The organism is Pseudomonas sp. Snoq117.2 (assembly GCF_900110545.1).
GTDB classification, from domain to species: domain Bacteria; phylum Pseudomonadota; class Gammaproteobacteria; order Pseudomonadales; family Pseudomonadaceae; genus Chryseomonas; species Chryseomonas benzopyrenica.
Genome location: NZ_FOED01000006.1, coordinates 131675 through 158255 on the forward strand (window position 1 = coordinate 131675; position 26581 = coordinate 158255).

A 26581-nucleotide genomic window follows, 5' to 3' on the forward strand; every position below is an offset into this window, starting at 1 on the left:
TCATGGGGCAGGACTTTGCACCAACAGCGAACAGCTCTGGCATGGGGATGGCACCAAAGCGGTGCAGTCGTGGCTGTCCGGGGCACAGGAGCCGCTGTGCTACACTCGGGCTTTGATTACAGGCAGGGAATAACCATGTCCACGACCCGTTCGCTGTTCGACTCCCTGACTCAGCAGGCCAGCCGGCTGTTCGGTCAGGACTCGCCGCTGCCCAAGGCGGAAATCGAGAGCCAGTTCAAGGCCCTGCTCCAGGGTGCACTGAGCAAGCTCGATGTGGTCAGCCGTGATGAATTCGATGCGCAGATGGCGGTGCTGGCCCGCACGCGTGCGCGTCTGGAGGCTCTCGAAGCGCGTCTGAACGAGCTGGAGAACAGCCGGAGCCAGGACGTGAAGCCGCCGGTGACCCCGGCCACGGATGTCGCCGCCGCCGACTGACCTTGAAGGCGCGCCAGGATGGTGCAGCCTGCTGTCTAGCGAAGCACGATCAAGGAGAGATCATGTCGCTTGCCCTCGTTCATACCCGCGCCCAGGTGGGCGTGGAAGCGCCGCCGGTGGTCGTCGAGGCGCACCTGGCCAATGGCCTGCCCGCCCTCACCCTGGTGGGCCTGCCGGAGACCGCCGTGCGCGAAGCCAAGGATCGGGTGCGCAGCGCCATCCTCACGGCCGGTTTCGAATTCCCCAGTCGCCGCATCACCCTCAATCTCGCTCCCGCCGATCTCCCTAAAGACGGCGGGCGCTTCGACCTTGCCCTGGCCATCGGCATCCTCGCCGCCAGCGGGCAGCTGCCGGCGCAAGGCCTCGACGGCTACGAATGCCTGGGGGAGCTGGCCTTGTCGGGCGCGGTGCGGGCGATTCGCGGCATACTGCCGGCGGCGCTGGCCGCCCGAACGGCGGGCCGTATCCTGGTGGTGCCTCGTGCCAATGCCGAAGAAGCCTGCCTGGCCAGCGGCCTGACGGTGCTGGCGGTCGATCACCTATTGGAGCTCGCCGGCCATTTGAGCGGCCAGGCGCCGCTGGCGCCCTATCAGCCCAGCGGCCTGCTGCGCACCCCGCTGCCCTATCCCGATCTCGCCGAGGTCCAGGGACAGCAGGCGGCCAAGCGTGCCCTGGTGGTGGCTGCAGCCGGTGCCCACAACCTGCTGCTCGCCGGACCGCCAGGAACCGGCAAGACCCTGCTCGCCAGCCGCCTGCCAGGGCTCCTGCCGCCCCTGGACGAGGAAGAGGCGCTGCAGGTGGCCGCCATCCATTCGGTGGCCGGACCCGAGCCGCTGGAACACTGGCCGCAGCGACCCTTTCGTCAGCCGCACCATTCGGCGTCAGGTCCGGCGCTGGTGGGCGGTGGCAGCCGCCCCGGGCCTGGCGAGATCACCCTGGCCCATCGCGGGGTGCTGTTTCTCGACGAGTTGCCGGAATTCGATCGCAAGGTGCTGGAGGTGCTGCGCGAGCCCCTGGAAAGTGGCGAGATCGTCATCGCCCGGGCACGCGAGCGGGTACGCTTTCCGGCGCGCTTCCAACTGGTGGCGGCGATGAATCCCTGTCCTTGCGGCTACCTGGGCGACCCCAGCGGCCGCTGTCGCTGCAGTCCGGAGCAGATCCAGCGCTATAGGGGCAAGCTGTCCGGTCCGCTGCTGGACCGCATCGACCTCCACCTGACCGTGGCCCGCGAGCACCTGCGCCTGGGCGCCTCACCGGCTGCCGAGCTCACCACGGCGGAGGCCGCACGCCAGGTCGCCGAGGCCCGGGCCATCCAACTGGCGCGCCAGGGCCGCCCCAACGCCCTGCTCGGCCTCGATCAGCTGCACCAGGTATGTGTCCTGAGCGAAGCCGATCAGCGCTGGCTGGAAGGCGCCGGCGAACGGCTGAATCTGTCCCTGCGCGCCCTGCACCGGGTGGTCAAGGTAGCCCGCACCCTGGCCGATCTGGCCGGCCAGGCCGAGATCCAGCGGGCGCAGCTGGCCGAAGCGCTGCAGTATCGGGCGAGTCACTAGACGCCGGCAGGCGGACCATAGTGCCGCGGCGGCTCCTGCAGCCGATCTCGCAGCGCCTGGTTTTCCTGCGCCAGCTCGAAGCACATGGCCCGCCATTGGTGGGCCAGCTCGCGATAGTCGTCGCGCTCCGCCCGTAGCGTGGTCAGCATGCGTTCGACGGCCTGCACCGCCTCGTTGGATACGCCCATGACACCCCTCCTCTTATACTGTATTTGCATACAGTAGTCAGAGTATTGCAGCCAGGCAAGCGCCAAGGTGCGCAGGAATGAAAAAGGGAGGCCTGAGCCTCCCTTTCGGTTCTGCCAGAAAGATCCGGCTAGCTGAACCGGCCCACTTCGGCGCTCAGGTCTTCCGCCAGGTGCCGCAGCTCGCCAGCGGTACCGGCCAGTACCTCGGCGGCATCGCGCTGGGCGGCGTTGTCCACGGCGATCGCCTGGATGTTGCGGCTCAGCGCCGTGGCGGTGGTGCTCTGCTCGGCAGTGGCCTGGGCGATGCCGGAGAATTGCTCCACCGCCTCGGCGACCTGCTGGTCGATGCTGCGCAGCGCCTGGGCCACATCGGCGTTACGCGCCAGGCCCTGCTCCATGAGGCGATTGCCTTCGTCGATGGCGCCCATGGCGCGCTGGGTCTCGCCCTGCACCGCGCCGATCATCTGGGAGATCTCGCGGGTGGCCTCGCTGGTGCGACCGGCCAATTGCCGGACTTCATCGGCGACCACGGCGAAGCCACGGCCTTGCTCACCGGCGCGGGCCGCTTCGATGGCCGCGTTGAGCGCCAGCAGGTTGGTCTGCTCGGCGATCCCGCTGATGACGCCGATGATGCCGCCAATCTGCTGGGAGCGGCCATCCAGGCCCTTGATCAGTTCGGCGGTGCTGGCAAGGGAATCGGCAATCTGCTCCAGGGCACCCGAGGCGCCCTGCATGGCCTGGGTACCGGTGCGGGTCTGCTGGGCGTTTTCCTGCACCAGGCGCTCGGTGCGCTGCATGCCATCGGCGATGTTCTGGGCGGTGGCGCTGAATTCCTCCACGGCGCTGGCCATGCTGTCGATCTGGGTGGACTGCTCGGCGGAGCGTCTGAGAGTCTGGTCGGAGAGCTGGCTCAGTTGCTGGGAGCGCTCGGTGACCGCGCGCGAGGAGCCACGAACCTGCTCGACGGTGGAGGCCAGGGCATCGGCCATCTGGTTGAAGCTCTGGGCGAGTTCGCCGATCTCGTCGTGACTGCGCGCCTCGACGCGCACGCTGAGCTGACCGCGACCCAGGGCCTGGGCCCGCTCCACCAGCTGGCCCAGCGGGCTGAGCTTGCGGCGCAGCAGCACGACCGAAGCGACCACTGCCAGCACCAGGGCGATCAGACTGCCGATGGCCAGGCGCAGGCCAACGGCATGCACTGGGGCGTCCAGTTCGGCTTTGGGCAGGGTGGCGACCACGGTCCAGCCTTCGCCGGCGACTGGCGCACTGACGCTGAGGAAGGCTTGATTGCCGTCCTGCCAGCCATGTACGTGCTGCTTGGGATCGCTCTTGAGGTCGGCGAGCAATTCGTCGGTCTGCTTGGCATTGGCCGGCGGGACCAGCCAGTTGCCCTGTTCGTCGAGCAGGGCCAGGGAGCCGGTCTCGCCGATGCGCAGCTGGGTCAGCTGGGCCAGTTGCTGGGCCTGGGCGTCGGTGTAGTCGAAGCCGACATAGAGCACGGCGATGACCTGGCCCTGGGTGTCGCGTACCGGGCTGTACTGGGTCATGTAGGAGCGACCGAACAGCTGGGCACGCCCCACGTAGGTCTGGCCCTGCAGCAGACCGGCATAGCCGGGATGCTTGCGGTCCAGGCGAGTGCCGATGGCGCGGCTGCCGTCCTGCTTCTTCAGCGAGGTGGTGATGCGGGTGAAGTCGTCGCCATCGCGCACGAAGATGGTGGCGGTACCGCCGGTGAGGCGGGTGAAATCATCGACCTGGGTGAAGTCATTGTTGAGCGCCTCGCCCTTGTAGAGCAGCACCGGGGTATCGGTGCCGGCGACGACGGTACGCTCGCTGCTGCGGGAAAGGCCGCCATCGAAGCGGCGCTCGAACAGATTGGCAAGGCGCTGGGTGCTGACCTTGAGCGTACCGAGGAAGGTCTGCTGCTGATCGGCGAGCAGCCGGGCCTCGCTGCCCAGGTGCTTGCGCTGGGTGCCTTCGATGGACACGCTCAAGGCATGCAGGGCGAACAGACAGCTGCCGGCGATCACGACAATCAGTACCAGACTGAGGGCCAAGGCAAGTTGTCGGGCAATACTACGACGCGGAGAAACGACCATAGAGGACTCCAAAGCGCCTACATCCCTGTAGGGCAGTACAAAATTGAGGGCAAGGGTCTACATCAGGGACGAGCCGCTCTACGGCGGCCTTCTTAGCGATGAACGAGTAGTTTATCGGCTGGAGCGTGACGAACTAAAGCGAATGACGGATGTCTGGCGCCTTATTTGTGGCGAATGACCTCTGGCAGGCTCTGGGACGCCACCTCCCGCTGCAGAAAATCGCCCAGCTGGCGAACGCGTGCCTGCCCCCGACGATTGCGTGGCCAGACCAGATAATAGGCATCGCCACTGGCCACGGCCGCTGGCCAGGGCAAGGCGATCAGCCCGGCCGCCAGGTCCTCGGCGAGCATCACCAGATCGCCGATGGAAACCCCATAGCCACGCGCGGCGGCAGCCATGCCCAGTTCCAGGGTGTCGAACACCTGGCCGCCGCTGAGCGGCACCGCCTGGGTCAAGCCCATGGCCTGCAGCCAGCGACGCCAGTCGCGGCGGTCGAAGGTGGGATGCAGCAGCTCTTCCCGTTGCAGGCGCGCCACATCCCAGACGCCCTCTCGGGCCGCGGCTGGCGAACAGACCGGTACCAGCCACTCGTCGAACAGCGGCACCACCTCCCAATCCGCCGGGAAGCGGCCATTGCCGAGCAGCACCGCGCAATCGAAGGGTTCATGGACGAAGTCGACCCGGTCGCTGGCCATCCAGACGCTGGTGAGCTGGATGTCCAGTTGCGGACTGAGCTGGCGAAAGCGCGCCAGACGCGCCAGCAGCCAGCGCAGTGACAGGGTGGTGGGCGCCTTGAGCCTCAGGGTGCCCTCCGCCACGACGAGATTGCCGCAGGCCCGCGCCAGCGCCTCGAAGCCTTCGCTCAGGCCGGGCAAGAGCAGCTTGCCGGGCTCGGTCAGCGCCAGCTGACGCCCGGCGCGTTCGAACAGGCGGCAGCCAAAGGTCTCTTCCAGGGTCCGTACATGGCGACTGACCGCGCTCTGGGTCAGCGACAATTCCTGGGCCGCGCGAGTGAAGGAGCCATGGCGGGCGGCGGCCTCGAAGGCGCGCAAGGCGTACAGCGGCGGCAGCCGCGTGGAGACTTCAGGCATGACTCAGACTCATGGATGACATGGCTATTTTCCGATTGTGGGCGGCGCGACCGCATCCAACAATGAGTTCTTGTCAAAGTCGCCTCCCGTTCAGCGAGATCGCCCCATGTCCCTGCCGCGTCACGAATTGCTCGCGCTGTTGCGTCTCGCCCTGCCCCTGATCGGCGCCCAGCTGGCCTATGTGGCCATGGTCTTCACCGACACCCTGATGATGGGGCGCCTGGGGCCTGCCGCCCTGGCCGGTGGCGGCCTGGGCGCTGCGGTCTATTCCTTCGTCTCGGTGATCTGCGTGGGGGTGATCACCGCGGTGGCCAACCTGGCGGCGTTGCGCCGGGGTGCGGGGGATAGCGAAGGGGTAGCGGCGGTGACCGCGGCGGGAATCTGGATCGCCGGGGTGCTGGCGCTGCTGGCCGGCACCCTGCTGTGGCACATCGAGCCGCTGCTGGCCCTGGCCGGCCAGCCGGAAGAAAGTCGTCAGGCGGCTGGGGTGTTCCTGCGCTGCCTGGCCTTCGCCCTGCCCGGCCACCTGCTGTTCATGACCCTGCGCGGCTTCACCAGCGCCCTGGAACGACCCGGGCCGGTGCTGACCATCGTCCTGGGTGCGGCGGTGCTCAACGCCCTGTTCAACCTCGCCCTGCTGCACGGCTGGGGCGGCCTGCCGCAGCCCGGGCTCGCGGGCATCGGCGCGGTGACCGCCGTGGTGATGAATGGCGCAGCCCTTGGGCTGGCGCTGTATATCGCCCGGCACCCGGCCTATGCCGCCTATCCCCTGCGTCGTTATCTGCGCCGCCCGGATCGCCGCGCCCTCGCCGACACCCTCGGCCAGGGTCTGGCGATCAGCGGCACCTATGCGGTGGAGGCCTGCCTGTTCCTCGCCGCGGCCCTGTGCATGGGCGCCCTGGGTGCCACGGCGCTGGCGGCCAATCAGATCGCCAACCAGCTGGTGTACCTGGTGTTCATGCTGCCGGCGGGGCTGTCCTATGCCACCAGCATTCGCATCGGCCAGCATCAGGGCGCGGGCCGGCCACGGGAGGCGCTGCTGGTGGGGCGGCTGGCCATCGGCGGCGGCGCCCTGGTGATGCTGGGCATCGCCCTGCTGTTCTGGAGCTTTCCCGCATGGTTGGTGGGACTGTTCCTGCCAGATGCCCACAGTCCGGTCAGCGAGCTAGCGCGGCAGCTGGTGCTGATCGCTGCGCTGTTCGTCATCTTCGACGGCACCCAGAGCATCGCCCAGGGCGCCCTGCGCGGCATCCGCCAGGCGCGTCTGGGCTTCTATGGCGGGCTGCTCTGCTATTGCCTGATCGGCGCCAGCAGCGCCTGGCTCCTGGGAGTGCACGCAGGCTTCGGTCCGCACGGGGTGTGGTGGGGGCTGGCGCTGGGACTGGCCTGCGCGGCCGTGCTGCTGACCGCCGCCTTCGAGTGGCTGATGCGGCGGCAGCTGGGCGCAGGCCCTGTGCAGGCCCCGCCGGAGCCGCTGGCCGCCACGCGCGGCATGGCGCAAAACGGGTGAGCGCCGCGGCGGCCCAGGAATTTTACCAAGTGGTCCACTTTCGACCGCTGCGCTAGACTAAAGGCTTTGGGCCACCCCGGAGTTGCGACCGGCGTCTGCGGCCCCAGGATAGCCAGAGATGCAACGTTTCATCGTCGCCGACGACCATCCGCTGTTTCGTGAAGGCCTGGTGCGCATCCTGCGCCAGCTGCAGCCGCAGGCACAGGTGGAGCAGGCCGACAGCCTGCAACAGGTCCTGGAACTGGCGCGCCAGGGCGAGCCGCCCAGCGGCCTGCTGCTGGACCTGCTCTATCCCGGTCAGGACCTGAGTTTTTCGCTGCGCGCGCTGCGCCAGGAATTCAAGCGCAGCACCCTGATCGTGGTCTCTATGCTCGAAGACGCCACGGTGATCGAGCACATCCTGGCGGCGGGCGTGGATGGCTTCATCGGCAAGGCCCTGCCGCCGACGGCCATGGCCGAGGCCATCGCCGACTGTCTCGCCGGGCAACCGGTGGTGCGCTACGCCACGCCGAGTCTGGCCCCGGCCAGCCTGGCACCCGATAACCGGCTGCAGGCGCTGACGCCGCGGCAGTTGGAGGTACTCGGCTTGATCACCCAGGGCCTGAGCAACAAGGAGATCGCGCGGGTCCTGACCATCTCGCCCTTTACCGTGCGCATCCATGTGTCCGCGCTGCTGCGCACCCTGGGCGTCGGCACCCGCGCCGCAGCGGCCGCCTTTGGTGCCAAGACCGGCCTCGGCGCCCAGCGTTCGCTCAGGTAGCCGCGACGCGAAAGGCCAGCAGCAGGGCGCGCAACTCCGCCGGTCGTACCGGCTTGGCCAGCACCGGAATCTCGGCATCGCCCAGCGCCTGCTGGACTTGCGGGATGTCATGGCCGGTCACCACGATGGCCGGAATGCGTCGGCCCTGCAGCCGGTTGAGATAGGCGATGCAGTCGGCACCCGAGGCACTGCGATCCAGATCGAAATCGGTGATCACCAGATCGCAGGCCACGGCACCGGCGGGGATGCTGGTGGCGGTGGCGACCTCGCAGCCCCAGCTGCGCAGCAGGGTCGCGGTGGCCAGCAGCACATTGGCATCGTCTTCGATGAGCAGCACCCGCCAGCCGGCGAGCAGGTGCTGGGGACCGCTCGCCGGTCTTGGCCGCGCCTCCAGCGGCACGGCGGCCAGTGGCAATCCCTGGAGGCTGACCGCCGTGCCCCGCCCAGGCCGCGAGCGGATGATCAGCTGCAGTTCCAGCAAGGTGGCGATGCGCTGCACGATGGATAGGCCAAGGCCGACCCCCTCGATGTCGCGATCCCGTGTCTCCCGTACCCGATAGAACTCTTCGCACAGGTGCGGCAGGTGCTCGGCGGCGATGCCGGGGCCCTGGTCGTAGACCACCAGGGCGAGCCGGCCCTGACGGCGGCGCACCGCCAGCAGCAGGGGCTGGCCGGGCGCGTACTTGAGGGCGTTGGACAGCAGATTCTGCAGCGAGGTGAGCAGCAACGCCGGATCGCTGTAGACCTGCAGGCCGCAAGGGCGCCAACGGATCTCCACCCCCGCCCAGCGCGCCGCCTCGGCGTTCTGCCGGATCAGGTCGTCGACCAGGGTATCCAGGTCGACCACCGTGCGCCGCGGGCTGACCTGCTTCTGATCGAGGGTGTAGATGTTCAACAGCGAACGGAACAGCTGCTCGACGCCCAGCAGCGAGCGGTCGATGTTGTCCACCAGCTGCCCCTGATCCGCGCTCAGCTGGCTGTCGCGCAGGCAGGCGGTGAACAGGCCGATGGAATGGATCGGCTGGCGCAGGTCATGGCTGGCCTGGGCCAGGAAGCGCGCCTTGGCCAGGTTGGCGGCCTGGGTCTCGCGCAGCGAATCCTGGATGCGGGTCAGCAGGAAATAGACGTAGCCGGGCACCAGCAGGGCGGTCACCAGCATCATCAGGGCCACCGTGGGATAGCGTTGCAGAAAGGGCATCCCGGCGATGATGGCGGCCAGGGCGGTCAGTGACAGTCCGGTGGCCAGCAACAGGTAGCCACGCCCATAGCGCAGGCCATTGCCCACCGTGACCCAGAGCAGCACGCCGAACAGTGGCAGCAGGGCCTCGCCGCTGGTGATGGAGGAAAAGGTGATGGCGCTGAAGTCCAGGCTCATGGCCAGGAGGCGCCGCCAGGGCTTCACCCCCGGCCACTGCCGGACCTCGAAGAACAGTCCGATGGCCACCACGGCGAACAGCGCGTAGCACAGCAGGTTGGCTAGCAGGACGGCGGTACCGAACAGGCCGCAGGCCCAGGCGCCGATGATGTAGGCCGAGGCCGGCAGGATGAAGGCCAGGCGAACCTTGGCCTGGCCGAGTTCGGGATCGCGGACGCCCAGGGCAGGGGTCGCTTCGCTCATGACGCCAGATAACCCAGTTGCCAGGCTCGCGGGATCAGGCGAAAGATCACCGCCAGAATTGCCGCCAGTGCCGCGCAGGCATACCAGGCCGCCAGACCCAGGCCCGCCTCCAGGGCAGCGCCCAGCACCCCGCCCAGCAGCATGCCCAGCCAGGGCACCAGCTGGATGCGCCAGCCGCGACGGCGTTCGCCCAGCAGCCAGTGACCCAGACCGCGCCCGAAGCGCGACAGGGCGCCGGTGACGTAGGTGAGGCCGATGGGCAGGCCATAGACCTGCTCCACCACCGCATTGACCATGCCCATGGCGAACACCCCGGTCAGCAGCGCCAGGCGCCCTGCGGGCAGGCTGGCCGCCAGGGCCAGCAGCAGGGCCAGCAGGCCGAGCAGCAGGCAGGCGCGCTGGCGGGTCAGCCGCTGCAGCAGCACGCCGCCGGCGTTGCCCAGCACGAAGGTGGCGATGGCCAACGCCAGGTGCCCCACGGCAGCCCAACGACCCGCCGCCACATCGGCCGCTAGACGGGTGGTATTACCGCTCATGAAGGAAACGAAATCGCCGGTGGCGAGAAAGCCGATGGCATCGGTCATGCCAGCCAGCAGTGACAGCCCGGCGACCAGCGCCAGGCCGACCGCACCGTGGCGTGGCGTCACGGGCGGAGCGAGGGGCGGAAGAGCAGCAGAGGGATTCATGGCGGCCATCCTGGCGCGGCAGCGAAAACGACCGCCAGTGTGCGGCGTCGGGGATCCTGGCGCCATGGGCGGCCTCCTGGAAGGCGCCCTGGGCTAGACTGATGGATCCGCCTGGCCGGAGGCCTCGTGACCACGCCCCTGTTCGCCCTGGTACTGCTCGCCGCCCTGCTGCACGCCGGCTGGAACGCCCTGCTCAAGATCGGTCTCGATCGCTTTCTCACCGCCAGCCTGATCCAGATCGGCGCCGGCCTCGCCGCCGGGGTGGTGGCGATCAAGCTGGCCTGAGCGAGAGGACCAGGGAGCGGCTAAGCTGAGCCTTCTTTCGACCAGGAGGGATCCATGGGCAAATCGTTGCGGCTTTCGGAAAAGTGGTTCAATCGCGGCCTCTGGCTGCTGGCGTTGGTGTTCGCCGGCTTTCTGATCGGCCTGGGTGGCACCCTGGTCGGCGATCTGCCCCAGGTCGAGCGCCAGCAAGGTCTGGAAGACTTCATGGACCCGGTGGCCACTGCCACGGCCCGTGGGGACCAGCGCCAGGCGCACCAGGCTCGACGCGCGGCCCAGGACGCCCTCGACCAGGCCCAGTTGCAGCAGACCGCGGCGGCGCACAGCTACCAGGCCAACCGCGAGACCTTCGACAACTGGCTGGCCACCCGCCAGACCACCCAGCGCCCCGAGCAGGACGCGGAGCTGATCGCCCGCAGTCGCGCCCTGGACGAGCTCAAGGCCGGTGAGCGTAGAGCCGAGCAGCAGGTCGAACGCCAGGAACAGGCGCTGCTGGATGCCGAGCAGCGCGCCAACGCCGCCGAGCGCACCCTGGCCAGCCTTGGCGAGTCGGCGCAGTCCGCCTGGCTGGAGGCCCGCCAGCAGGCCGAGCTGCGGGTCTTTCTCTATCGTCTGGCCCTGACCCTCCCACTGCTAGCGGTGGCGGCCTGGCTGTTCGTCCGGCAGCGCAAGAGCACCTGGTGGCCCTTCGTCTGGGGCTTCATCTTCTTCGCGCTGTTCGCCTTTTTCGTCGAGCTGGTGCCCTATCTGCCCAGCTATGGCGGCTATGTGCGCTATCTGGTGGGCATCCTGCTGACGGTGCTGGGTGGACGCCATGCCATCCGCGCGCTGCAGGACTACCGCGCCCGCCTGGCGCTCAAGGAAGCCCAGCCGGACACCGTGAGGCGCGAAGAGCTGCACTACGATACCGCCCTGGCGCGCCTTGCCAAGGGCGTCTGTCCGGGTTGCGAGCGGCCGGTGGACCTCAAGGACCCGGGGATCGACTTCTGCCCCCATTGCGGCATCGGCCTGCACGACCACTGCGGCGCCTGCCAGACCCGCAAGAGTGCCTTCGCACACTTCTGCCAGGCGTGTGGGACGGCGGCGCGTGGGCCCGTGACTACCCCTGCTGCGCCAACCACTGCGCCCGGGTGAGCGCCCAGCACTCCGCGGGGAGCCGTCCGCTCACGCTGTCCATCTCCAGGCAGGCGATACGCTGCATGCCTTCGCGCTGCGACAGCCGGCGGGAGCCTTCGTTGGCGATCACCTTGGTCACCCGCAGACTCGGTCGTGCGAGTGTCTGGAACCAGTAGCGATTGAGCTCGACACAGGCCTCGCTCATGAAACCCTGCCGCCAGTATCCGGGATCGAGCCAGAAGCCGCGCTGGTTGTCCGGCTCCTCCTGCAGACTGGCCAAGCCGATCAGCTCGTCCGGTCGCGCCTGCAGCCGTAGCGTCCAGCACCAGTGAGTACCCGCGGCCATGCCGGGCAGGACCAGATCACGGACGAAGCTCAGGGCACCGTCCGCGGGATAGGGCCAGGGCACCCTGGCCGAGAGGTAGCGCACGATCTCCCACTGCGGAAAGATCCGCTGGATCGCCCCGGCATCCTCCAGCTGCAAGGGCCGCAGCAGCAGGCGGGGCGTATACAACGTGGGCAAGGACACGGGCGGACTCCAGAGGGTTACTTGACCGGAGCCTAACCCAAGCCTCAGGGCTTGTTCGAACTGGTATTGACGCCCTGCTCGGTGTGCTCGCCATCGTGGTTGTGCAATTGGCCGGTGGGGTCCTGCAGCTGGATGACCTTGCCCTGCTGCCAGGCGTCGGCGCCGGGGGCGACCGTGGGGGTTGGCAGATCGGCGCGGGCGGCCTTGGTTTCGGTGCTGGAAATGCCCAGGCGGCGGTCACGCTCGGCGAGCAGCTTGGGATCGAGCTGGCCGTCGGCGGTGAAGCCCATCATCAGTTGGGGGACGCCCAGGGGCAGCTGCAGATCCTGGTCGGTATGCCAGGTGTGCCAGGTCTTGCCATAGGTGTGCACCAGCTTGTCCATCAGCCGGTGCTCGGCCACCTGGGGCACGCCGGGTGCGACCAGCTGACCCGACTTCACCTCGTGTACGTGACTATGCCAGAGGGCCTTCTCGGCCTCGGGCAGGGTCTTGAACAGCCGCTCGCTGATGATGTACTCGACCCCCATCAGCTTGGCGTCGGCGACGTTGCCGTCGTAGATCACGCACTGGAACATCTCTTCGCCCAGGACGCTGCAATAGTGGTGGGCTTCCATCTGGCCGTGGGGATGGCCATTGTAGAAATGGAAGCCGTCCAGGTAGGTATTGAGGGCGGCGATGGGCGGTTTGCGCTGCAAGACATCGGCGCCGGCTTCGAGCACCCGGGTATCGGTCTGGGCAGGGGCACCCGGTACCGGTACCGGCGACTGGGTATCGTTGGCGGCCTGGGCCAGGGGAGCACAGGCGAGCAGCAGCAAGGTGGAAAGTCGACGGGTATTCATGGTGGATTCTCGGCGGAAGCTTGCCGAGTTCGAAGGGCGAGCAGGCGCCAAGGTTCCACCGTTGCGCTAGTCTCGTCATACAGCTGTCATGCAATGGCCATAAATTCGTCATCGTCCGAGCGTGGCGTTTCGGTATAAGCGAAACGGTCGATCGGGCCTTGTGCCTCTGGCTTTCCATTTCTGTCGGGACGACTCAATGAACGCACACAGCTCTCCAGCCGGTCATGCCCTGCGCCGCGTGGTCTTCAACAAGAAGGGTGGCGTCGGCAAGTCCAGCATCGCCTGCAACCTGGCGGCCATCAGCGCCCACGAGGGCTATCGCACCCTGCTGGTGGACCTCGATCCCCAGGCCAACTCCAGCCAGTACCTCACCGGCCAGGTAGGCGACGACCTGCCCCACGGCATCGCCGACTTCTTCAAGCAGACCCTGAGTGGCGGCAAGAAGGCCCAGGCCAACATCCATGCCACCGCCTGGCCGAATCTGGATCTGATCGCCGCCTCGGGCGAGCTGACCGAGCTGCAGTTCAAGCTCGAATCCAAGTACAAGATCCAGAAGCTCGCCAAGTACCTCGACAAGCTCGGCGAAGACTATGACCGCATCTACCTGGATACCCCGCCGGCGCTGAACTTCTACAGCATCTCGGCATTGATCGCCGCCGATCGCTGCCTGATCCCCTTCGACTGCGATGTCTTCGCCCAGCAGGCGCTGTACGACCTGATCGAGGAGCTGGACGAGATCCGCGAGGACTACAACGACAGGCTCACCGTCGAAGGCATCGTCATCAACCAGTACCACGCCCAGGCCAGCACCCCACGCCAGCTGATCGAGGAACTCCAGGCGCGCGACCTGCCGGTATTGGCGGCGCCGCTGATGGCCTCGGTGAAGATGCGCGAATCCCACCAGCAGCATCGTCCGCTGATCCATCTGGACCCTGGCCACAAGCTGACCAAGCAGTACCTGGAACTCTTCGCCCTGCTGGAGAAGTAGCGCAAGAACGTTCAAGACAGGCCGGGGCGCGGGGCGTCACTCTGGGGTTTCCCCGCTATCCGGAGCCCTGCCGATGACCGCTTCCCGCCGCCGCGCCTTCCTGCAGGGCGCCTGGCAGATCATGCCGCTGTCGCTGGCTTGCGCGCCCTGGGGCATCCTGGTCGGCGCCCTGGCCATCGAGACCGGCCTCAGCGTGCTGGAAGGCCAGGCCTTCTCCCTGCTGGTGTTCGCCGGCGCGGCGCAACTGGTGGCCCTGGGCATGCTCAAGGCCGGCGCGGGCCTGGCCACCATCCTACTGACCACCCTGCTGCTGACCTCCCAGCACCTGCTCTATGGCCTGCATATGCGACGGGTGCTGGCGCCCCAACCACTGCCCTGGCGCCTGGGCTTCGGCTTTCTGCTCACCGACGAATTCTTCGCCCTTAACCATGCCGAACAACCGGCGGGCTTCGACCGCTGGCGCGCCCTAGGCATGGGCCTGAGCTTCTACCTGCTGTGGAATCTCTTCACCCTGGCCGGCCTGCTGCTGGGGCGGGTGCTGCCCGACCTGGGTGCCCTGGGCCTGGATTTTTCCATCGCCGCCACCTTCATCGCCCTGGTGGTGCCCCTGGTGCGGGATCTGGCCACGGTCGCCTGCGTGCTCACCGCGTTGCTGGTGTCGGTCTGGCTGCATCACCTGCAGTGGCAGGGCGCCCTGGTGCTGGGCGGGCTGGCGGGCATGAGCGTGGGCTTCTTGGTGCGGCGTCTGCGGGAGCGCCTGCAATGATCCTCGCCACCGTGCTGGGCATGGCCGCCCTGGTCTTCTTCAATCGCTATCTCTTTCTCGAACCGCGCCTACCACTGCGCCTGGGGCGCCACCTGCGCACCTTCCTGGAATTCGCCGTGCCGGGGATGCTCACCGCCATCTGCGGTCCCCTCCTGTTCTCGGGCGAAAAGTCGCTGGTTGCGACCCTGGTCGATCCCTATCTGCTCGCGGGCCTGGCCGCGGTGGGGCTGATGCTGTGGACCCGGCAGGTGTTGACCACGGTGATCCTGAGCGTGGGGGTGTTCTATCTGCTGCGCTGGCTGCTGTAGCGCGGTAAGGTGGAATCGGGCACGGTCGATGCCCTGAGAGTCTCATGAACGGACCACAAGAAAACGCCCGCCTCTGGGCGGCGCGCGGACTGGGCGGTGTCGAGTTGCTGCATGCCCGGTACCGCCGCCAACGCTTCGCCCCCCATGTGCACGAAGGCTATGTGTTCACCGTGATCGAACGCGGCGCCCAGCGCTTTCGTCATCGCGGCGCCGAACACCTGGCCGCGACCGGCAGCATGGTGCTGATCAATCCGGACGAGTTGCACACCGGGGCCACGGCGGTCGAGGAAGGCTGGCAGTACCGCGGCTTCTATCCGACGCTGGCGCAGCTGGGCCCCGTGTTTGCCGAGCTGGGACGCCCGCTGGACGCCACCCCGGCCTTCGCCACCAGCGTGCTGCACGACCCTCAGGTGAGCGCGGCCTTCAGCCAGCTGCATCGGCTGGCCGATGGCGGCGCCGAGGCGCTGGAGCAGCAGACCGCCTGGCGCGAGGCGCTGCTCCTGCTGTTCGGCCGCCATGCCCGCCTGGGTGCCCTGGCGGAACCGGGCCGCGAACCCCTGGCGGTGCAGCGCGCCCGCGAATTGCTCGGTCAGCAGTTGCAGCAACCACCCAGTCTCGAAGAACTGGCCCGGGCAGTGGGGCTGTCGCCCTTTCATTTCCTGCGGGTATTCCGCCGCGCGACGGGCCTGCCGCCCCACGCCTGGCTCAAGCAGCAGCGCCTGACCCGCGCCCAGGGCCTGCTGCGCGCCGGCTGGGCGCCCCTGGAGGTAGCCCTGCAGCTGGGCTTTGCCGACCAGAGTCATCTCAATCGCCAATTCAAGCAGGCCTATGGCGTAGCCCCGGGCGCCTATCGCCGTGCCTGGCACACCTAGCCACACCTCGACGAACGGTCTTTCCGTGCAGAACCCCGTGCCAGAGCCTGGCAAGCGGAAACAGTATCCGGGCCACACCAACCGGGAAGAACTTTTCAACGCCTGACCGGGCCTAGTCAGGATGAGCGCCGGACCCTTTGGCCGCGCTTCCCTGCCCTTCTACCAGAGGTCCTTTGCATGAATCTTGAAGAACGCATCCGCCAGCGCGCCTATGAAATCTGGGAGCGCGAAGGCCGTCCCCATGGCCAGGATTTCGAACACTGGTTTCAGGCCAACCGCGAACTGGAAGACCAGCCCGACGACAACCTGACCCAGGTCGGCGGCATCCAGAGCAGCGTCGCGCCACCAGCGCCCAAGCCCCGCAGTCGGTCGCGCAAGAAGACCGCTGAGGACAGCACCAAGGCCTAACGCCAGTCGTCCAGCAGCCAGACCTCGGGATGGTCGTAATGGGCTTCGCCCCGGTGCAGGGTGATGCCGAGGATCTCGCTGCGAAAGCCTTGGGCCAGCAGCCACTGGTAGGCACCCCGGCGCGCGGTGTTGACGCCAGCCAACAGCCGCTGCTGGCCATGGTCCCGGGCCAGGCCGTCGCAGGCGGCGATCAATCGGGCGAAGCGCGCCTCCGCACCCGCTCCCGGCAGGACAGCAGCGCACTTCACATAGCAGACGCCGGTACCCGCCTCACTGTGAGGACCGAAATGGCAGACGGCGAAGCCTTCCATCCGTCCCGCCTCGTCTTCCAGCACCAGACTCTCGCCCAGCCCCTGCTCGCGCACGGCGGCCATTTCGGCGGACACATCCAGACCCGGGGCATTGGCCCGGCCCAGCTCGGCGCAAGCGGCCAGCAGCCGCTCGGGCTCGGCCGACAGGGAAAATCTCAGCGTTGGCGGTGCCGGGTGCGTCTGCAGTGGACGCGCCATCACCGCGGTCAGGGTGCGCGGCCAGAAGCCAAAGCCCTGGTAGAGCCCCAGGTGGCGCGGACTGTCGGGAAAGGTGAAGAGTCCGGCATGCACCAGCTGCCAGGCATCGAGCTGCGCGACCGCGGCGCCCATCAGCGCCTTGGCCACCTTGGCGTCCCAGTAGTCCGGATGCACCGCCAGCGGCCCGAGGATGCCGTGGCGCCCCCAGCGGGTGACGCAGATGGCGCCGACCAGCCGCGCGCCATCGCAGGCCTTGAACCAGGCGGTGTGGGGCGCGGCGAAGCGACTGCGCACATAGTCGCGGTCGTTCCAGAACTCGCCCGGCTCGGCGGCGCCCATCCAGGTGGCGAACGCCAGGCGCACCACCTCGGTGGTGGCCGGCAGGTCGGCGGCGGTGAGGGGTTTGACACTGAAGGTGGGACTGGACATGGGGCGGCTCCTGGGCTGTAGGCCTTGGACCCGCCCGGCCGGGGCTTTGCGCCCGGGCGGCAATCGCCGGTTACAGCAGCAGCACCGCGGCCCAGCCAAACAGCAGCATCGGCAGGCTGAAATGCAGGAAGGACGGCACCACGGTGTCCCAGATATGGCTGTGCTGGCCGTCCACGTTGAGGCCCGAGGTGGGGCCGAGGGTGGAATCCGAAGCCGGCGAACCCGAGTCGCCGAGGGCGCCGGCGGTGCCGATCAGGCAGACGATGGCCAGCGGCGAAAAGCCCAGGTGCAGGCACAGCGGGCCAAGGATGGCGGCGAGGATGGGCACGCTGGAAAAGGACGAGCCGATACCAAGGGTCACCAGCATGCCCAGCAGCAGGAGCAGCAGCGCGCCCAGGGCGCGGTTGTCGCCGATCAGGCCGGCGGCGGTGGCGGCCAGGTCCTTGATCTGGCCGGTGGCGGTCAGCACCTCGGCGAAGCCGCCGGCGGTGAGCATGATGAAGCCGATCACCGCCATCATCTTCGCGCCCTCGCTGAACAGGTCGTCCGCCTCGCGCCAACGCACCACGCCGGTGGCAGTAAAGACCACGAAGCCGACCAGGGCGCCGAGGATCATGGAGTCCAGCCAGAGCTGCACGCCAAAGGCGGCGATCACCGCGACCAGCGCCACCAGCAGGGTGCGGCCGTTGTAGGGACGGTCGGCCCGCTCGGTGCGCGCCACCAGGTTGAGATCGTACTGTCGCGACCGGCGATAGCTGACGAAGACCGCCAGCAGCAGGCCGACCACCATGCCCAGGGCCGGCAGCAGCATGGCGCGACTGGGGTCCACGCCGCTGACGTCCACCCCGGCGCGGGCCACGCTGGCCAGGAGGATGTCGTGCAGATAGAGACTGCCGAAGCCCACCGGCAGGAACATGTAGGGGGCGATCAGGCCGAAGGTCATGACGCAGGACAGTCGCCGGCGATCCAGCTCCAGGCGCGTCAGCACATAGAGCAGCGGCGGCACCAGCAGCGGGATGAAGGCGATGTGGATGGGCAGGATGTTCTGCGAGGCGATGGACACCGCCAGCAGCAGCCCGAGCAGCGCCCAGCGCAGCGAGCGTCCGCCCTGGGCCGCCTGGCGCTCCATCAGCGCCAGGGCGCGATCGGCCAGCATATGGGCCAAACCCGATTGGCTGATGGCCACGGCGAAGGCGCCCAGCAGCGCATAGGAGAGTGCCACCTTGGCGCCATTGCCCAGCCCGGCGTTGAAGGCCAGCAGAGTGCCCTCCAGCCCCAGGCCGCCCACCAGGCCACCGGCCACCGCGCCAGCGATCATCGCCACCACCACGTGCACCCGGGCCAGACTCAAGACCAGCATGAGTCCTACCGCTACCACCACCGCATTCATCGCCAGCTCCGCACCACCAGAAGGGCGCGCACTCTGCCGCAGCCCGGCACGGGCGTCAAAGGCCGGGGATGGATGGCGCGGCGCCTGGCTTACCCCCGAGCACGGCGGCGGCAGCTGCCTGCAACTACGTCAGCCACCAAGACCGATTAAGTGCCGGGGCAGGCTCATAGGATGAAAGGGGCATCGCGCAATCGCTCTGGACTGAACCTTTCAGCGCACGGTGACGTCTGAGTCGCACGCTTTCACGGTCACAACAAGGACGAGCTGCCCATGCAAAACGCCATTGATATGCTGATTACCGCGTTCAGCCCGCATTCCTGCCTGGCCGTCCCCCGCCGCGCCGACCGCACCCTGCTGTTCACCGTCACCGACACGGCCCGCGCGGTCACGGTCACCAAGGCCATCCCCCTGTGCAACCTGGAATGCCAGACCACCCTGGCCACCGTGATCAAGGATCTGCAGCGCGACCTCGATCGTGCGATCGGCACCCTGAGTCCGGCAAGCCTCGCCGACCTGCGCCAGCGCGGTCCACGGGTGAAGCGGTTCGAGAGCTGAGCGGAGATCGCAGGGGGGATCAAGCGCCTGTTGAGCCGCCCTCACCCCAGCCCTCTCCCTGAGGGAGAGGGGGCAACACAGCGCGAGGTAGACAGAGGAGTGATCGCGGGATGCCTCCCCTGTAGGAGCGGCCCATGGCCGCGATCCACGAGGCGTCGGCCCTCACCCCGGTCCCCTCCCAAGGGAAGAGGGGGTCATTCGGAGCAATAGCTAGCCTGCCGTAGGGTGGATGACGGCGCAGCCTCATCCACCCTTGGCCATCCCGCTCAGCGCCGGCTGGTGCGGGTGCTGACGTCGACCCAGACCGCCAGGACCAGGATGCTGCCCTTGACGATCATCTGCCAGTAGCTGTCCACGTCGAGCATGGACATGCCGTTGTCCAGGCTGGCGATCACCAGGGCGCCAAGCAAGGCGCCATAGACGGTGCCCGAGCCGCCGCGCATGGAGGTGCCGCCGATGAAGCAGGCGGCGATGGCGTCCAGTTCGCCCATGGTGCCGGCCGAGGGCGAGCCGGCGGCCAGGCGAGCGGTGTTGACCAGGCCGGCCAGGGCGCACATCACGCCCATGAGGCCGAAGATGCCAAGCTTGATCGCCCGGACGTTGATGCCCGACAACCGCGTGGCTTCCAGGTTGCTGCCCACCGCATAGATGCGCCGACCGAACACCGTCTGGCTGGTGATGTAGCTGAACACCCCGAGCAGCACCAGCAGGATCAGCACCGGCACTGGGATGCCGTCGTAGCGGTTGAGGGTCTGGATGAAGGCCACCAGCACCACGCCGATCACTACCACCCGCAGCACGTCGCGCCATAGCGGCGCCAGGCTCAGCCCCAGGGTCTTGCGCTTGCTGCGCTGGCGCCAGGTGAGCACCACGGCCACTGCGAACAGCAGCACGCCCAGGACGCTGCCCACCACCGGCGGCAGATAGCCCTGGCCAAGGTAGACCAGCTCCGGCGATACCGGCGCGACGGTAACGCCGCCAGTGAGTCCCAGCAGCACGCCGCGAAAGGCCAGCATGCCGCCAAGGCCGACGATGAACGACGGTATCCCCCGATAGGCACTCAGGTAGCCGTTGATCAGGCCGATCAGCAGACCGCCGGCGGCCACCGCCAGCAGGGTGATCGGCAGGGGCACGTGGTAGGTGACGTCGAGTATCGCCGCCACTCCGCCGAGCAGACCGAGTTGCGAGCCCACCGACAGGTCGATCTCGCCGGCGATGATCACCAGCACCATGCCGCAGGCGAGGATGCCGGTGATGGACATCTGCCGCAGCAGGTTGGAGAGGTTGCGCGGGGTGACGAAGCCGCCTTCGGTCTGCCAGCTGAAGAACAGCCAGATCAGGGCCACGGCGATCAGCAGGGCGAGCATCTTGTAACGGGTGAACAGCTGTTTCACGGCGTGCATCAGAAGTGCTCCCGGGCTTGGGCGACCGCCCGTTCGGTGGTACCCAGGGCCGCGGCCAGTACCCGCTCCTGGGTCAGATTCTCATTGGGGAAATCGCCACGCAGCCGGCCTTCGCCGAGCACCAGCACCCGGTCGGAGACGCCGAGCACCTCGGCCAGCTCCGAGGAGACCATGACGATGGCCACGCCCTCCGCCGCGAGCAGGCCGATCAGCCGGTAGATCTCGAACTTGGCGCCGACGTCGACGCCGCGGGTGGGCTCGTCGAGGATCAGCACCTTGGGCCGCGCCAGCAGCATCTTGGCGAGCACCGCCTTCTGCTGATTGCCGCCGGAAAGGCCGGTGATGGGCAGGAAGGGGCTGCTGGTCTTCAGCTGTAGCCGGGCGATCTCGGTGTCGATGCAGGACAGTTCCGCTTCGCTGTCGATGCGACTCAGGTGGGCGAATCTATCCAGCACCGTGAGGGTGATGTTAGAACCCACCCCCAGGTCGGGAATGATGCCCTGGCGTTTGCGATCCTCCGGCACCAGGCACAGGCCGGCGCGGATGGATTTCAGCGGGGTACGGGTGTCGATGCGCTGGCCATGGAGCCAGACCTCGCCCTCGTAGCGGCCGTCGTAGGCACCGAAGATGGCCGAGACCAGTTCGGTGCGCCCGGCCCCCACCAGCCCGGCGATGCCGAGGATCTCGCCGCTGCGCACAGCGAAGGACACGTCGTCGACGCGCTTGCGCTGGGGATTGTCGACGTCCAGGCAGGTGAAGCGACGCGCCTCGAAGATCACCTCGCCGATTTCATGGGGAATCTGCGGATAGAGGTTGGTCATGGCGCGGCCGACCATCTGGGTGATGATGCGGTCGATGTCCATCTCGGCCATGGGGGTGGTCGCGATGTGCTTGCCGTCGCGGATCACCGTGATGGTGTCGCAGATGGCCGCCACCTCGTCGAGCTTGTGCGAGATGTAGACGCAGGCTACACCTTGCGCCTTGAGGTCGCGGATGATGTCCAGCAGCACGGCGATCTCGGAGGTGGTCAGCGCCGAGGTCGGTTCGTCAAGGATCAGCAGCCGGGCGTTCTTGTTCAGTGCCTTGGCGATTTCCACCAGTTGCTGCAGGCCGCCGCCGTACTGGGACACCGGCAGGGCCACGTTCATGTCCGGCACCTTGAGCCGGCGCATCAGCTCGGCCGAGCGCTGCAGCATGGTGGGATAGTCCAGCCGCCCGCCGAAGCGGCGCGGTTCGTGGCCCATGAAGATGTTCTCGGCCACGGACAGATCCGGCACCAGGGTCAGTTCCTGGTGGATGATGACGATGCCGGCCGCCTCGGATTCGGCGATGGACTGGGCCTCCAGGGGGCGCCCGTCCCAGCGGATCTCGCCTTCCCAGGTGCCGTGGGGATAGACCGCCGAGAGCACCTTCATCAGGGTGGACTTGCCGGCGCCGTTCTCGCCGCACAGCCCTACGCATTCGCCCGGACGCACCTTGAGATCGATGCCATCCAGCGCCCGCACCCCACCGAAGCTCTTGGCGATGCCGTGCATTTCCAGCAGATAGTCGGCCATGGCCGCTCCTTGCCCAGGGGCCGCCCGACGCCAGGCGTCAGGCGACCAGCCGGTGGCCAGTGGTTATTTGCCGTCGATCTGGGCCTGGGTGTAGAAGCCGTCCTTGACCAGCAGGTCGACGTTGGCCTTGGTCAGCTCGGTGGGGGTGAGCAGCAGGGTGTCGACCTTCTTGGTGCCATTGTCGTAGCTGGAGTTGAAGGCCGGCTTCTCGTTGCGCACCAGTTGCACCGACAGCTTGGCCGCCTCGGAGGCGATCAGCTTGAGCGGCTTGTAGACGGTCATGGTCTGGGTGCCGGCGATCACCCGCTTGATGGCGGCGAGGTCGGCGTCCTGACCGGACACGGCCACCTTGCCGGCCAGCTTCTGCGCGGCCAGGGCCTGGATGGCGCCGCCGGCGGTGGCGTCGTTGGAGGCGACGATGCCGTCGATCTTGTTGTCGTTGGCGGTCAGGGCGTTCTCGACGATGGCCAGGGCCTCGGTCGGGTTCCACTCCTTGACCCACTGCTGGCCTACAACCTTGACGTCGCCCTTGTCGATGGCCGGCTGCAGGACCTTCATCTGGCCCTGACGGAGGATCTTGGCGTTGTTGTCGGTGGGCGCACCGCCGAGCAGGAAGAAGTTGCCCTTGGGCTGGGCCTTGAGCACGCCACCGGCCTGCATCTCGCCGACCTTCTCGTTATCGAAGGAGATGTAGGCGTCGATGTCGGCGTTGAGGATCAGGCGGTCATAGGAGATCACCTTGACCCCGGCCTTCTTGGCCTCGGCCACCACGTTGTTCAGCACCGTGGCGTTGAAGGGCACGATGACGATGGCGTCCACGCCGCGGGAGATCAGGTTCTCGATCTGCGACAGCTGGCGCTGTTCGTTGGCGTCGGCGGATTGCACATAGACCTTGGCGCCGAGTTGCTCGGCGGCGGCGACGAAATAGTCGCGGTCACGGGCCCAGCGCTCCAGGCGCAGGTCGTCGATGGAAAAACCGATCTTGGGATGCTGGGCGTCGGCCTGGGCGAAACCGGTGGTGCAGAGGGCGAGCAGACCGGCGAGCAGGGTCGTCTTGAAGTTCATGGTGGCGTCCTTGGTTATTGTTGTTGTGGAGCGGGCGAACGGATTCGAGTGTAACGATTCAGCGGGCTGGCACAAGCGGGTCAGGCAGGCATTTCTGCCGACCCGCTCGCGCGGTCGCTAGCGATACAGATAGCGATTGACCACGCCTTCGAGCAGCTCCTGGCGACCGCTCACCGGCTGGGGCGCCAGGCCCTGGCTGAAGGTATGCTCGGCCAGTTGTTCCAGGCTCAGCTGACCACCCAGGATGCGCTGACCGAGGGACTGGTCCCAGCCGGCATAGCGCTCGGCCTTGAACTTACCCAGGGGGTCGTCCTGCAACAGTGCTGCGGCGCGTTCCAGGGACAGCGCCAGGGTGTCCATGGCCGCCACGTGGCCGTGGAACAGGTCGACGTCGTCCAGGCTCTGGCGCCGGACCTTGGCATCGAAGTTGAAGCCACCACGGGTGAAGCCGCCGCCCTTGAGGATCTCGTAGATCGCCAGGGTCATCTCCTCGACGCTGTTGGGGAACTGGTCGGTGTCCCAGCCGTTCTGCGGATCGCCGCGGTTGGCGTCGATGCTGCCGAAGACGCCCAGAGCCACGGCGCTGGCGATCTCGTGCTGGAAGCTGTGGCCGGCCAGGGTGGCATGGTTGGCCTCGATGTTGACCTTGATCTCCTTCTCCAGCCCGAATTGCTGCAGGAAACCGAAGACGGTGGCCACGTCATAGTCGTACTGGTGCTTGGTCGGCTCCTGGGGCTTGGGCTCGATCAGCAGATCGCCCTGGAAGCCGAGGCGGTGCTTGTGCTCCACCACCATCTGCATGAAGCGGCCGAGTTGCTCGCGCTCGCGTTTGAGGTCGGTGTTGAGCAGGGTCTCGTAGCCTTCGCGACCGCCCCAGAGCACATAGTTCTCGCCGCCCAGGCGGTGGGTGGCGTTCATCGCGGTGCAAACCTGGGTAGCCGCGCAGGCGAAGACTTCCGGATCGGGGTTGCTGGCGGCGCCGGCGGCGTAGCGCGGGTGGCTGAAGCAGTTGGCGGTGCCCCACAGCAGCTTGAGGCCGGACTCGCTCTGGTGCCGCTCCAGCTCGTCCACCAGGCGGGCGAAGTTCTCGCGGTACTCGGTGAAGCTGGCGCCTTCGGGGGCGACATCGGTGTCGTGGAAGCAGTAGTAGTCCACACCCAGCTTGCTGAAGAATTCGAAGGCCGCGGCGGCCTTGGCGCGCGCCTGCTCCAGGGGCGAACCCGCCGCCTGCCAGGGCCGCTGGAAGGTGCCCTGACCAAAGACATCGCTACCCGGCCAGACGAAGGTGTGCCAGTAGCAGACCGCCATGCGCAGGTGCTCGCGCATGGGCTTGCCCAGGACCAGGCGATCGGCCTCGTAGTGGCGGAAGGCAAGCGGGGAGTCGCTGTCGGGCCCGGCGTAGCGGACCTTTTCGACATTGGGGAAATAAGCCATGACGTTGTCCTTGTTCTTATCTGTCGCACCCGATACGGCGTACCGGTTTGTCTCGATGGTAGCGCCGCCACCCGGGCTGCCTATTGTGAAAATCACCAGAGCCAGGTGCGATTTTGCCGCTTGAGGCGCGCAGGCGCCGGTCGTAGTCTGGAGCCCCGCACGCGCCTCCTGCCGGAATTCCGCCATGCCCCGCCAGCCGCCCGTCCACCGCGTCGCCCTGCTGTTCAACGGCAGCAAGATCTATGACAGAGGCATCCTGGCCGGCATCGGCAACTACCTGAGCGGCACCCGGGCGCGCTGGGATCTGTTCCTGGAGGAGGATTTTCTCTGCCGGCTCAAGGGCATCGAGCGCTGGCAGGGGGACGGCATCATCGCCGACTTCGACGATCCGGCGGTGAGCGCCGCCCTGGCCCACAGCACCCTGCCGGTGGTGGCCGTCGGCGGTTCCTACGCGACCCCTGGAGACTACCCACCGGGCATTCCCTATGTGGCCACCGACAACGCCGCCCTGGTGCGTCTGGCCTATGACCACCTGATCGAATCCGGGCTGACCCGCTTCGCCTGCTTCAGCCTGCCGGCCGCCGAGACCAATCGCTGGGCCGGCGAGCGCGAGGCGGCCTTTGCCGCCCTGCTCCGCCGCGATGGCCTGCCGGTAGAGATCTATCGCGGCCTGGAGACCAGCGCGCCGCTATGGGACACGGCCGTGGAACAGCTGATCGCCTGGCTGGAGGCGCTGCCCAAGCCGGTGGGCATCCTGGCCGTCACCGACGCCCGGGCGCGGCAACTCCTGCAGGCCTGCCTCACCGCCGGCATCCCGGTGCCGGAACAGGTGGCGCTGGTGGGGATCGACAACGATCCCCTGGCGCGCACCCTGACCCGGGTGCCCCTGACCTCGGTGATCCAGGGCACCGAGGCCATCGGTCGCGAAGCGGCGCGCCTGCTGCACCAGCGGCTGCACGGGGTCGAGCTGGGTGCGCCGCGGGTGCTGATCCCGCCGGAGGGCATCAATGTCCAGGCCTCCAGTCGCCACCAGGCGGTGCGCCATCCCCAGGTGATGCGCGCCCTGCACTTCATCCGCCAGTACGCCTGCCAGGGCATCAAGACCGAGCAGGTCGCCAGCTATGTCGGCATCTCTCGCTCGGCGCTGGAGACGTCCTTTCGCCGCGAGCTGGGGCGCAGCGTCCACGACGAGATCCTCGGCTTCAAGCTGGCCGCGGCAGCCGTGGCGCTGCAGGAAGAGGCGCCGAGCCTGGCGGAAGTCGCCAGGCGTTGCGGCTTCACCTCGGCGCAGTACCTGCACGCGGTATTCCGGCGCGAGTTCGGTTGCACTCCGCGCCAGTACCAGCAGCAACCCCGCATGCTGGCGAACGCCCATGAAAAAGCCCGTCCGGAGACGGGCTTTCGGGAAGCGACCGCGGCTTATTTGCCGACGGTCTGACCCAGGAACCAGGCGCGCTCTTCGGCCTGGTCGATCCACTCTTCCAGCAGGCTGGTGGTGGAGACGTCATTGGCGTCGTCGGTCAGGGTGTGGGTGGTGCGCATGTAGGCGGCCAGCGACTGGTTGTCGTCGTGCAGCTCGGTCAGCATCTGATCCGCCGACAGATCGGTGGCATCGCTGCTGGCCAGACGCTTGAGTTGCACCATCTGCTCCAGGGAGCGCACGGTGGGCTGACCGATCTTGCGCGCACGCTCGGCGATCAGGTCGGTGATGCCATACAGCTGGGTGGCCTGCTCTTCCAGCAGCAGATGGTAGTCGCGGAAATGCGAGCCCTTCATGTGCCAGTGGTAGTTCTTTGTCTTGATGTACAGCGCGAAGACATCGGACAGCAGCACGGCCAGGGCTTCGCCTACGGCCTGCTGGTTCTGCAGGGTGGCGTCTTCGCCTTGATGGGCTTTCTGCTTGACGCTGGAAACGGTCTTGAGTTCTTGCTTGGCATTGGCAACGGCCATGAGAGATCTCCTGTCAGGACGTGAGAGAAAAAAGGGGTTCGCTTGGGTTGGCGCGAACATCAACGTCTGCAGAAATCGACCGCGCCAGGCGAAAATTCGTTCATCGAATTTGCATATCGCCACCATGGGCATGACGAATGGTTGCCGCTGTTGCGACTGCGTTTCATTGCCCGCCCTAGAGCCCGCCCGCCACCGCTGCCGTTGCGCTTGTAGCTTGCTCTGTAGGCAAAACCGTTTGTCAG

At 67.4% G+C, this 26581-nt stretch carries 26 protein-coding genes and 1 pseudogene; 13 read left to right on the forward strand and 14 right to left on the reverse strand.

Features of this window, described 5'->3' with window-relative positions; translation table 11 throughout:
* Positions 1-135: 135 nt before the first annotated feature.
* Together BMZ43_RS16680 and BMZ43_RS16685 are read left to right on the forward strand one after the other, a co-directional pair.
* Positions 136-435, forward strand: a complete 300-nt coding sequence (locus BMZ43_RS16680; protein WP_064306842.1) for an accessory factor UbiK family protein — start codon at positions 136-138, stop codon at positions 433-435.
* Positions 436-497: 62 nt separating this feature from the next.
* Entirely contained in the window at positions 498-1988 is a 1491-nt protein-coding gene (locus BMZ43_RS16685) for a YifB family Mg chelatase-like AAA ATPase (protein ID WP_093255023.1), read from the forward strand.
* On the opposite strand, the gene BMZ43_RS16690 is transcribed toward BMZ43_RS16685, so the two are convergent.
* From BMZ43_RS16690 to BMZ43_RS16700, 3 genes are all read right to left on the reverse strand, one after another.
* Positions 1985-2176, reverse strand: a complete 192-nt coding sequence (locus BMZ43_RS16690) for a hypothetical protein (RefSeq protein WP_017639578.1) — start codon at positions 2174-2176, stop codon at positions 1985-1987. The genes BMZ43_RS16685 and BMZ43_RS16690 overlap by 4 nt on opposite strands.
* A gap of 128 nt (positions 2177-2304) precedes the next feature.
* Positions 2305-4275: a methyl-accepting chemotaxis protein gene (locus tag BMZ43_RS16695; RefSeq protein WP_093255026.1), complete on the reverse strand. Its 1971-nt coding sequence runs from the start codon at positions 4273-4275 to the stop codon at positions 2305-2307.
* A gap of 161 nt (positions 4276-4436) precedes the next feature.
* Positions 4437-5366 (reverse strand): LysR substrate-binding domain-containing protein, encoded by a 930-nt coding sequence (locus tag BMZ43_RS16700; protein WP_017639580.1) that lies wholly within the window; start codon positions 5364-5366, stop codon positions 4437-4439.
* A 106-nt stretch (positions 5367-5472) separates the two neighbouring features.
* Here BMZ43_RS16700 and BMZ43_RS16705 point away from each other — a divergent pair, with 106 nt between their 5' ends.
* Entirely contained in the window at positions 5473-6876 is a 1404-nt protein-coding gene (locus BMZ43_RS16705; RefSeq protein WP_017639581.1) for a NorM family multidrug efflux MATE transporter, read from the forward strand.
* Positions 6877-6994: 118 nt separating this feature from the next.
* Entirely contained in the window at positions 6995-7636 is a 642-nt protein-coding gene (locus tag BMZ43_RS16710) for a LuxR C-terminal-related transcriptional regulator (protein WP_017639582.1), read from the forward strand.
* Here the strand turns inward: BMZ43_RS16710 and BMZ43_RS16715 are convergent.
* Positions 7629-9254, reverse strand: a complete 1626-nt coding sequence (locus BMZ43_RS16715) for an ATP-binding response regulator (RefSeq protein WP_017639583.1) — start codon at positions 9252-9254, stop codon at positions 7629-7631. The two genes, BMZ43_RS16710 and BMZ43_RS16715, sit on opposite strands and share 8 nt — an antisense overlap.
* Positions 9251-9940: a YoaK family protein gene (locus BMZ43_RS16720; protein WP_017639584.1), complete on the reverse strand. Its 690-nt coding sequence runs from the start codon at positions 9938-9940 to the stop codon at positions 9251-9253. The genes BMZ43_RS16715 and BMZ43_RS16720 overlap by 4 nt, the downstream gene beginning before the upstream one ends.
* 126 nt (positions 9941-10066) lie before the next feature.
* Between BMZ43_RS16720 and BMZ43_RS16725 the strand changes: the two are divergent.
* Positions 10067-10198, forward strand: a pseudogene (locus BMZ43_RS16725) (EamA family transporter); the annotation flags it as partial.
* Between the two features lie 81 nt (positions 10199-10279).
* Positions 10280-11356: a serine endopeptidase gene (locus BMZ43_RS16730; protein WP_093255029.1), complete on the forward strand. Its 1077-nt coding sequence runs from the start codon at positions 10280-10282 to the stop codon at positions 11354-11356.
* Here the strand turns inward: BMZ43_RS16730 and BMZ43_RS16735 are convergent.
* Together BMZ43_RS16735 and BMZ43_RS16740 are read right to left on the reverse strand one after the other, a co-directional pair.
* Complete coding sequence (locus BMZ43_RS16735; RefSeq protein ID WP_026083676.1) at positions 11322-11867, reverse strand: GNAT family N-acetyltransferase; 546 nt, start codon at positions 11865-11867, stop codon at positions 11322-11324. The genes BMZ43_RS16730 and BMZ43_RS16735 overlap by 35 nt on opposite strands.
* 44 nt (positions 11868-11911) lie before the next feature.
* Positions 11912-12706: an OBAP family protein gene (locus BMZ43_RS16740; protein ID WP_017639588.1), complete on the reverse strand. Its 795-nt coding sequence runs from the start codon at positions 12704-12706 to the stop codon at positions 11912-11914.
* A 229-nt stretch (positions 12707-12935) separates the two neighbouring features.
* On the opposite strand from BMZ43_RS16740, the gene BMZ43_RS16745 reads away from it, so the two are divergent.
* The 5 genes from BMZ43_RS16745 to BMZ43_RS16765 all read left to right on the forward strand — a co-directional run bounded on the left by BMZ43_RS16745 (position 12936) and on the right by BMZ43_RS16765 (position 16048).
* Positions 12936-13694 (forward strand): ParA family protein, encoded by a 759-nt coding sequence (locus BMZ43_RS16745; protein ID WP_026083677.1) that lies wholly within the window; start codon positions 12936-12938, stop codon positions 13692-13694.
* Between the two features lie 73 nt (positions 13695-13767).
* Positions 13768-14460 (forward strand): AzlC family ABC transporter permease, encoded by a 693-nt coding sequence (locus tag BMZ43_RS16750; protein ID WP_017639590.1) that lies wholly within the window; start codon positions 13768-13770, stop codon positions 14458-14460.
* Positions 14457-14768, forward strand: a complete 312-nt coding sequence (locus tag BMZ43_RS16755; protein WP_093255032.1) for an AzlD domain-containing protein — start codon at positions 14457-14459, stop codon at positions 14766-14768. Before BMZ43_RS16750 ends, BMZ43_RS16755 begins: the two co-directional genes overlap by 4 nt.
* A gap of 44 nt (positions 14769-14812) precedes the next feature.
* A complete protein-coding gene (locus BMZ43_RS16760; RefSeq protein WP_093255035.1) occupies positions 14813-15640 on the forward strand; it encodes an AraC family transcriptional regulator in 828 nt (275 codons plus the stop codon).
* A 177-nt stretch (positions 15641-15817) separates the two neighbouring features.
* Positions 15818-16048, forward strand: a complete 231-nt coding sequence (locus tag BMZ43_RS16765) for a DUF2934 domain-containing protein (protein WP_059313245.1) — start codon at positions 15818-15820, stop codon at positions 16046-16048.
* Here BMZ43_RS16765 and BMZ43_RS16770 read toward each other — a convergent pair.
* Together BMZ43_RS16770 and BMZ43_RS16775 are read right to left on the reverse strand one after the other, a co-directional pair.
* Positions 16045-16986, reverse strand: a complete 942-nt coding sequence (locus BMZ43_RS16770) for a GNAT family N-acetyltransferase (RefSeq protein WP_093255038.1) — start codon at positions 16984-16986, stop codon at positions 16045-16047. The two genes, BMZ43_RS16765 and BMZ43_RS16770, sit on opposite strands and share 4 nt — an antisense overlap.
* A gap of 70 nt (positions 16987-17056) precedes the next feature.
* Positions 17057-18376 carry a Na+/H+ antiporter family protein gene (locus BMZ43_RS16775; RefSeq protein WP_064306853.1) on the reverse strand — a complete coding sequence of 440 codons (1320 nt, stop codon included), beginning with the start codon at positions 18374-18376 and terminating at the stop codon, positions 17057-17059.
* 270 nt (positions 18377-18646) lie between these two features.
* On the opposite strand from BMZ43_RS16775, the gene BMZ43_RS16780 reads away from it, so the two are divergent.
* Positions 18647-18931: a hypothetical protein gene (locus BMZ43_RS16780; RefSeq protein ID WP_064306854.1), complete on the forward strand. Its 285-nt coding sequence runs from the start codon at positions 18647-18649 to the stop codon at positions 18929-18931.
* 266 nt (positions 18932-19197) lie between these two features.
* Here the strand turns inward: BMZ43_RS16780 and BMZ43_RS16785 are convergent, their stop codons facing one another.
* The 4 genes from BMZ43_RS16785 to xylA form a co-directional block, all read right to left on the reverse strand.
* Positions 19198-20334, reverse strand: a complete 1137-nt coding sequence (locus tag BMZ43_RS16785; RefSeq protein ID WP_093255041.1) for a sugar ABC transporter permease — start codon at positions 20332-20334, stop codon at positions 19198-19200.
* A complete protein-coding gene (gene xylG, locus BMZ43_RS16790; RefSeq protein WP_093255044.1) occupies positions 20334-21890 on the reverse strand; it encodes a D-xylose ABC transporter ATP-binding protein in 1557 nt (518 codons plus the stop codon). Before xylG ends, BMZ43_RS16785 begins: the two co-directional genes overlap by 1 nt.
* Positions 21891-21953: 63 nt before the next feature.
* Positions 21954-22955 (reverse strand): D-xylose ABC transporter substrate-binding protein, encoded by a 1002-nt coding sequence (xylF, locus tag BMZ43_RS16795; protein ID WP_064306857.1) that lies wholly within the window; start codon positions 22953-22955, stop codon positions 21954-21956.
* Between the two features lie 117 nt (positions 22956-23072).
* On the reverse strand, positions 23073-24389 hold the full coding sequence (gene xylA / locus BMZ43_RS16800) for a xylose isomerase (RefSeq protein WP_093255046.1): 1317 nt from the start codon (positions 24387-24389) through the stop codon (positions 23073-23075).
* Between the two features lie 184 nt (positions 24390-24573).
* Between xylA and BMZ43_RS16805 the strand changes: the two genes are divergently transcribed.
* On the forward strand, positions 24574-25827 hold the full coding sequence (locus BMZ43_RS16805) for a XylR family transcriptional regulator (protein WP_093255049.1): 1254 nt from the start codon (positions 24574-24576) through the stop codon (positions 25825-25827).
* Here BMZ43_RS16805 and BMZ43_RS16810 read toward each other — a convergent pair.
* The gene (locus BMZ43_RS16810) at positions 25809-26339 is read right to left on the reverse strand and encodes a Dps family protein (protein WP_017639603.1); all 531 of its coding nucleotides are present in this window, start codon (positions 26337-26339) and stop codon (positions 25809-25811) included. The genes BMZ43_RS16805 and BMZ43_RS16810 overlap by 19 nt on opposite strands.
* Positions 26340-26581: the final 242 nt, after the last annotated feature.

Excerpts from the sequence above, each read along its gene's own strand:
- BMZ43_RS16680 (WP_064306842.1), top strand. The coding sequence starts at position 136 with ATGTCCACGACCCGTTCGCTGTTCGACTCCCTGACTCAGCAGGCCAGC.
- BMZ43_RS16690 (WP_017639578.1), bottom strand. The coding sequence starts at position 2,176 with ATGGGCGTATCCAACGAGGCGGTGCAGGCCGTCGAACGCATGCTGACC.
- BMZ43_RS16780 (WP_064306854.1), top strand. The coding sequence starts at position 18,647 with ATGCAAAACGCCATTGATATGCTGATTACCGCGTTCAGCCCGCATTCC.
- BMZ43_RS16720 (WP_017639584.1), bottom strand. The coding sequence starts at position 9,940 with ATGAATCCCTCTGCTGCTCTTCCGCCCCTCGCTCCGCCCGTGACGCCA.
- xylA (WP_093255046.1), bottom strand. The coding sequence starts at position 24,389 with ATGGCTTATTTCCCCAATGTCGAAAAGGTCCGCTACGCCGGGCCCGAC.
- BMZ43_RS16710 (WP_017639582.1), top strand. The coding sequence starts at position 6,995 with ATGCAACGTTTCATCGTCGCCGACGACCATCCGCTGTTTCGTGAAGGC.
- BMZ43_RS16785 (WP_093255041.1), bottom strand. The coding sequence starts at position 20,334 with ATGCACGCCGTGAAACAGCTGTTCACCCGTTACAAGATGCTCGCCCTG.
- BMZ43_RS16765 (WP_059313245.1), top strand. The coding sequence starts at position 15,818 with ATGAATCTTGAAGAACGCATCCGCCAGCGCGCCTATGAAATCTGGGAG.
- xylF (WP_064306857.1), bottom strand. The coding sequence starts at position 22,955 with ATGAACTTCAAGACGACCCTGCTCGCCGGTCTGCTCGCCCTCTGCACC.
- BMZ43_RS16740 (WP_017639588.1), bottom strand. The coding sequence starts at position 12,706 with ATGAATACCCGTCGACTTTCCACCTTGCTGCTGCTCGCCTGTGCTCCC.
- BMZ43_RS16700 (WP_017639580.1), bottom strand. The coding sequence starts at position 5,366 with ATGCCTGAAGTCTCCACGCGGCTGCCGCCGCTGTACGCCTTGCGCGCC.
- BMZ43_RS16805 (WP_093255049.1), top strand. The coding sequence starts at position 24,574 with ATGCCCCGCCAGCCGCCCGTCCACCGCGTCGCCCTGCTGTTCAACGGC.
- BMZ43_RS16695 (WP_093255026.1), bottom strand. The coding sequence starts at position 4,275 with ATGGTCGTTTCTCCGCGTCGTAGTATTGCCCGACAACTTGCCTTGGCC.
- BMZ43_RS16750 (WP_017639590.1), top strand. The coding sequence starts at position 13,768 with ATGACCGCTTCCCGCCGCCGCGCCTTCCTGCAGGGCGCCTGGCAGATC.
- BMZ43_RS16685 (WP_093255023.1), top strand. The coding sequence starts at position 498 with ATGTCGCTTGCCCTCGTTCATACCCGCGCCCAGGTGGGCGTGGAAGCG.
- BMZ43_RS16775 (WP_064306853.1), bottom strand. The coding sequence starts at position 18,376 with ATGAATGCGGTGGTGGTAGCGGTAGGACTCATGCTGGTCTTGAGTCTG.
- BMZ43_RS16755 (WP_093255032.1), top strand. The coding sequence starts at position 14,457 with ATGATCCTCGCCACCGTGCTGGGCATGGCCGCCCTGGTCTTCTTCAAT.
- BMZ43_RS16715 (WP_017639583.1), bottom strand. The coding sequence starts at position 9,254 with ATGAGCGAAGCGACCCCTGCCCTGGGCGTCCGCGATCCCGAACTCGGC.
- BMZ43_RS16770 (WP_093255038.1), bottom strand. The coding sequence starts at position 16,986 with ATGTCCAGTCCCACCTTCAGTGTCAAACCCCTCACCGCCGCCGACCTG.
- BMZ43_RS16760 (WP_093255035.1), top strand. The coding sequence starts at position 14,813 with ATGAACGGACCACAAGAAAACGCCCGCCTCTGGGCGGCGCGCGGACTG.
- BMZ43_RS16705 (WP_017639581.1), top strand. The coding sequence starts at position 5,473 with ATGTCCCTGCCGCGTCACGAATTGCTCGCGCTGTTGCGTCTCGCCCTG.
- BMZ43_RS16730 (WP_093255029.1), top strand. The coding sequence starts at position 10,280 with ATGGGCAAATCGTTGCGGCTTTCGGAAAAGTGGTTCAATCGCGGCCTC.
- xylG (WP_093255044.1), bottom strand. The coding sequence starts at position 21,890 with ATGGCCGACTATCTGCTGGAAATGCACGGCATCGCCAAGAGCTTCGGT.
- BMZ43_RS16810 (WP_017639603.1), bottom strand. The coding sequence starts at position 26,339 with ATGGCCGTTGCCAATGCCAAGCAAGAACTCAAGACCGTTTCCAGCGTC.